This window comes from Gammaproteobacteria bacterium (assembly GCA_013696315.1).
In the GTDB taxonomy this organism is placed as follows: Bacteria; Pseudomonadota; Gammaproteobacteria; order JACCYU01; family JACCYU01; genus JACCYU01.
Genome location: JACCYU010000161.1, coordinates 1 through 5,439, shown reverse-complemented (window position 1 = coordinate 5,439; position 5,439 = coordinate 1). Strand labels below are relative to the sequence as shown.

The 5,439-nt window shown below is 59.5% G+C and carries 6 protein-coding genes; 2 read left to right on the top strand and 4 right to left on the bottom strand.

Annotated elements, in window-relative coordinates:
* Together H0V34_09820 and H0V34_09815 are read left to right on the top strand one after the other, a co-directional pair.
* Nucleotides 1-428 (top strand): hypothetical protein (locus H0V34_09820; protein MBA2491978.1); only part of this gene is annotated, 428 nt, incomplete at its 5' end.
* 248 nt (nucleotides 429-676) lie between these two features.
* Nucleotides 677-856, top strand: a complete 180-nt coding sequence (locus H0V34_09815) for a hypothetical protein (protein MBA2491977.1) — start codon at nucleotides 677-679, stop codon at nucleotides 854-856.
* 141 nt (nucleotides 857-997) lie between these two features.
* Here H0V34_09815 and H0V34_09810 read toward each other — a convergent pair whose 3' ends face one another.
* From H0V34_09810 to carB, 4 genes are all read right to left on the bottom strand, one after another.
* On the bottom strand, nucleotides 998-1,180 hold the full coding sequence (locus H0V34_09810; GenBank protein MBA2491976.1) for a YbdD/YjiX family protein: 183 nt from the start codon (nucleotides 1,178-1,180) through the stop codon (nucleotides 998-1,000).
* Between the two features lie 10 nt (nucleotides 1,181-1,190).
* A complete protein-coding gene (locus H0V34_09805; protein ID MBA2491975.1) occupies nucleotides 1,191-3,260 on the bottom strand; it encodes a carbon starvation protein A in 2,070 nt (689 codons plus the stop codon).
* A gap of 161 nt (nucleotides 3,261-3,421) precedes the next feature.
* Nucleotides 3,422-3,895: a transcription elongation factor GreA gene (greA, locus tag H0V34_09800; GenBank protein ID MBA2491974.1), complete on the bottom strand. Its 474-nt coding sequence runs from the start codon at nucleotides 3,893-3,895 to the stop codon at nucleotides 3,422-3,424.
* The coding region (carB, locus tag H0V34_09795; GenBank protein ID MBA2491973.1) for a carbamoyl-phosphate synthase large subunit at nucleotides 3,892-5,439 on the bottom strand (1,548 nt) is incomplete at its 5' end. The genes carB and greA, both read right to left, overlap by 4 nt.

Here is a 5,439-nt window from a genome sequence, read left to right as displayed (position 1 = left end):
CACTCAAGGTGTTCGGCTTGCGGTTCGGCGTCACGCCAGCATCGCGGTTTCACGACCAGCGCGCAAGCGCGTCCGGCGCGCGCGGCCAAGGTCTACAAAGCCTGCGTTTTTCCGATTACGTGGTGATCGATGCCTACCGTGACGCGCGCGGTGGCCTCGTCGTCGGCGCTATCACACGTGCTGAGTTCAAAACCGGAGCATTGGTGCGCGGGCGGGCGAGCGCGGCCGGATGCGATCCTGCCACAAATACCGTAACGGTTGCGGGCGTGCCGGTGAGGTTCGAGACAGCCCACTTGATCGCCCCTGGCGGCGAGCGTCTGCGCATCCCGGCGTTCTGCTCATTGGTTAAGGCCGGCGACATCCTGGAGGCCAGGGGCGCCGAAAACGCTAATGAACTGATCGCGGAAAGAATTTTCCTTATAAAATAGTAACTAACGGCTTCCCGATCGAGCAGTGGCGCCGCTGTAATCAAAATGCTTTTGTCCGCAGAAAACCCCCTGAGATTATTTTCCGCGCATAGTCTTGACACCCGACGGCTACGCGATAGACTACAAATGTGGGACGTTTATCCCAAATCTTGTGTCTTTCGTCGATTGCGTTAGCCAAGACGGGTGATAATCGATGCACGTCAGAAGTTGCGAGGCTTGCACACTAACTTAAGTCACGGGGAGCAGATATGAATCAATCAATGAAAGAGGGATTATTAATAGCCGTCGCGCTGGGGCTCGCACTAGTTGCCGCCCAGGGCACGGCAAGTGGCTACATGCTAAAAGGTTCAGTGGACAATTCTGTGATGGAATTCGAATCCGGCGTTGCAGATGATTTTTCCATTTCTGGGTATGAAAGCAGCGGCTGATGCGACTTTGGAGGTCAATCTTCTACAGTAAAATTGCTAACGATCGCCCGTGCGCACCTGCGGGCGATCCTGGTTAGTAGTCCTGAATCACGCGCCACATTAGATTATGTGAGGACGATTACGCCGTAGAGCCTGCCCCGGCTAGCAGCATCGGTTCACGCCACTCCATTTTCTGTCGAGCTGCCCATCCCAGAATGCCCTGCGGCTTAACGGCGCTTGCTCCGGATGATTGCGCTCGCAGTGTCGCAAGTAGCGCTCGTAAGCATCGTCTCCCGATAGTTCACGGATAAATTGCCAGATAGCGAATAGCACTTTTCCTGACATATCGAGCCGCTCAGGCAGTGCTCCTTTCTGTAAGTCGAGTCGGGGCATGCGGCGTTTCGGTGAGCGGGCGCACTGGCATACCCTGTATGTGTCGATAGCACAGACGCAACATATCAATAATAATTACCCACACGACAATGACAAAAAATACAGTTAGGCCCGCGTCCAGCCGTTGATTGAATATGAGTTGCGGTGCGACCGCGGCCTCCTCGAGCGGTAACGCACCGGATCTCAACTGTGCGGCCAGCTCGCTGGCGCCAGCCAAAAAGCCTACGCCCGGATCGTCGCTCGCGATCTTCTGCCAGGCCGCGGTGGTGGTAATGATGGCCAGCCATGCGAGTGGCGCCCCCGTCACCCAGGCATATTTAAGCTTGCCGGATTTCACCAGAATACCGGTCGCCACGCTCAGCGCTATCGCCGCCAGCATCTGGTTGGAAATCCCGAACAACGGCCACAGAATATTCACGCCACCGTTCGGGTCGATAACGCCGATGTACAGAAAATACCCCCACGCCCCGACCACCAGCCCGCTGGTCAGCAACACCGACGGATACCACGAGGTCTGACTCAGCGGCTTCCACAGGTTACCGAGCAGATCCTGCAACATGAACCGCCCTACCCGCGTGCCAGCATCCAGCGCGGTCAAAATGAACAGCGCCTCGAACATGATCGCGAAGTGATACCAGACCGCCAGTAACCGATCGCCAAACGCACTGCCGAAGATACTGGCCATGCCGACCGCCAGCGAGGGCGCCCCCCCGGTGCGTGCAAACAGAGTCGTCTCGCCCATCTCACGCGCCAGCTCCTCCATTTGCGCGACAGTGACGGGGAAGCCCCAGGCAGAAATCGCGTTCACCGCTTCCCGCGCCGTGGCGCCAACCACGCCAGCCGGGCTGTTGATGGCGAAAAACACACCCGGATCCAGCACACAGGCGGCAATCATCGCCATGATGCCTACGAATGATTCCAGCGCCATGCTGCCGTAACCGATCATGCGGATATCTCGCTCGTTCGCCAGCAACTTCGACGTGGTTCCGGAAGAGATGAGCGCGTGAAAGCCTGACACCGCGCCGCAGGCGATGGTAATAAACACGAACGGAAAGACCTCGCCGCCGAAGATCGGGCCGGTGCCGTCGACGAACCGCGTTACCGCGGGCATTTCGATCTCGGGGCGCAGAATTACGATGGCGATGGCCAGCAGAAAAATCGTCCCCAATTTCATGAACGTGGAGAGATAATCGCGCGGCGCCAGCAACAACCATACGGGCAGCACGGCGGCGCAGAAGCCGTAACCGATGACGCACCAGGCCAGGGTCACGCCGCCGTGGTCGAACCAGCCACTTAAGGTTGGATGGTGATCTACCCAGCCGCCGCCGATCACCGCCAGCAACAGCAGGCTTACTCCGATCAGCGACCCTTCCAGGATGCGCCCGGGCCGGATGTTGCGCATGTAAAGTCCGACTAGCACCGCGATCGGGATCGTGGCGGCGACGGTGGAAGTCGCCCACGGGCTGTGCTTCATGGCGTTGACCACCACCAGACCAAGCACAGCGATGAGGATGATCATAATCAGCATGGTGCCGGAGAGTGCCGCCGCACCACCCACGGGTCCCAGTTCGTCGCGCGCCATCTGGCCCAAGCTTCTGCCGTCGCGGCGCGTGGAGCACCACATCACCACCATGTCCTGCACGCAGCCGCCCAGCACCGCACCGGCCAGGATCCACAAGGTGCCAGGCAGATAGCCGAACTGCGCAGCCAGGGTCGGGCCGATCAGCGGGCCCGGGCCCGCGATGGCAGCGAAGTGATGACCGAATACGATCCAGCGGTTGGTCGGCACGAAGTCGCGCCCGTTGTCGAAACGCTCGGCCGGGGTCGCGCGCGTCCCGTCCAGGGCCAGCACCTTCGCCGCGATCCAGGCGCTGTAAAAGCGGTAGGCGATTGCGTACACGCACAACGCGGCGAGGATGAACCAGATTGCGTTAATGGACTCGCCGCGATGCAGAGCGATGCCGCCGATAGCGGAGGCGCCAAGAATCGCGACGGTAACCCATCCCAGAGCGGCCATGACGGAAGGGTTCATGTTTTGTCTTGCTGTGAGCTATTGGTGTAAGACAGGCTCGTCAGGCGACCGGCAGCAACGAGAGTAATCAATGAACGTATACTGACGGCGGCTACGCAACAACATTGCGATTACATGCGCGAATTTGCTGGGCTCGAGTTGCCAACGATCAAAGAATAGCTTCAGGCGTATCTCACTTCCACGATCTCGTATTCCCGATCACCGCCTGGCGTCCGCACCATCGCCACGTCGCCTTCCATTTTGCCGATTAGCGCGCGCGCGACGGGCGAACTTATGGATATTAGGCCCGCCTTGATGTCCGCCTCATCCTCGCCAACGATCCGGTAGGTGACCTCATCTCCGCTTTCCGCGTCCGCCAGATCGACTGTAGCGCCGAACACGACTCTGCCCTCCGCGTTCAAGGCAGTCACGTCGATGACCTGGGCATTACCCAGTTTGAATTCCAGATCGCGTATGCGGGCCTCATTGAGACCCTGCTGGTCACGTGCGGCGTGATACTCGGCGTTCTCCTTGAGATCGCCGTGCTCACGGGCGGTGGCGATTGCCTCGATTATCTGCGGACGCTGGGCTTTCAGCCGCTGCAATTCCGCGCGCAGCTTATCAGCACCCTGCGTGGTCAGCGGCACCTTGCTCAACGACCGTTCTCCTCGTGCAGGTCCTGCAACCGGTAAACATTCTCCATACTCTTGTGACGCAACGCCTGGACCGTCGCCAGCCCGCCGGCAAGCGTGGTCGTATACGTCACCTTGCGCTGCAAGGCCTCGCGTCGGATGGTGAACGAATCCGCAATAGCCTGCCGGCCCTTGGTGGTGTTGATAATCAGATTCACCTGCGCGTTCTTGATGAAATCGACGATATGCGGGCGCCCCTCGGTCACCTTGTTCACGGTCGCGCAGCTCACTTTGGCTTCTTCCAGCACCTTGGCCGTGCCGCGGGTGGCGACGATGATAAAACCAATATCGATCAGTTCGCGCGCGATATCAACCACTCCCTGCTTGTCTTCGTCCCGCACGCTGATAAACGCCATTCCCATGTCGGGCAGATCGACGCCGGCGGCGATCTGCGACTTCGCGAATGCCTCGCCGAAAGAGCGACCCACGCCCATCACCTCGCCGGTGGACTTCATTTCAGGCCCGAGAATCGGATCCACACCCTGGAACTTGATGAACGGGAACACAGCCTCTTTTATCGAAAAGTATTCAGGGTCGAATTCCTCACCCACATCTTGCGACTTCAGCGATCTGCCAGCCATGCAGCGCGCGCCGATTTTCGCCAGCGGCAGCCCAATGGCCTTGGAGACAAAAGGCACGGTGCGCGACGCGCGCGGGTTGACTTCGATAATGAATATATTATCGCCCTGAATCGCGAATTGCGTGTTCATAAGACCGACAACTTTCAGTTCGCGCGCCATGGCCCTGACCTGCTCGCGCAACTGGCGCTGGAGATCCGCGCTCAGTGAATACGGCGGCAAAGAACACGCCGAATCCCCGGAATGGACACCCGCCTGCTCGATGTGCTGCATGACGCCGCCGATATATATGTCCTTGTCGTCGCCCGTGCCATCACACACCGCGTCGATATCCACCTCGATGGCGTCATCCAGAAACCGGTCCAGCAGCACCGGCGCATCGTTGGACACAGACACCGCGTCGCGCATGTAGCGGCGCAGTTCAGTTTCATCGTACACAATCTCCATCGCGCGCCCGCCCAGCACGTAAGATGGTCGCACCACCACCGGATAGCCAATCTCCTCGGCCAGCCGCAGGGCGCCTTTTTCATCGCGGGCGGTGCGGTTCGGCGGCTGACGCAGCTTGAGTTTATTGATCATGCCCTGAAAGCGCTCGCGATCCTCGGCCAGATCGATCGAATCCGGCGAGGTGCCAATGATAGGCACGCCGGCCGCCTCCAGGTCACGCGCGAGTTTGAGCGGCGTCTGACCGCCGTACTGTACGATCACACCTTTCGGTTTCTCGACCCGCACGATCTCCAGCACGTCCTCCAGGGTCAGCGACTCGAAGTAAAGGCGATCGGAAGTGTCGTAATCGGTCGAGACCGTTTCTGGATTGCAGTTGACCATGATGGTCTCGTAACCATCTTCGCGCAGCGCGAGTACTGCGTGCACGCAGCAGTAATCGAACTCGATGCCCTGCCCGATGCGATTGGGGCCGCCGCCCAGCAC

What these genes read in the sequence shown, in the direction of transcription:
- H0V34_09815 (MBA2491977.1), top strand. Translation starts at nt 677, where the DNA reads ATGAATCAATCAATGAAAGAGGGATTATTAATAGCCGTCGCGCTGGGG.
- H0V34_09810 (MBA2491976.1), bottom strand. Translation starts at nt 1,180, where the DNA reads ATGTCAGGAAAAGTGCTATTCGCTATCTGGCAATTTATCCGTGAACTA.
- H0V34_09805 (MBA2491975.1), bottom strand. Translation starts at nt 3,260, where the DNA reads ATGAACCCTTCCGTCATGGCCGCTCTGGGATGGGTTACCGTCGCGATT.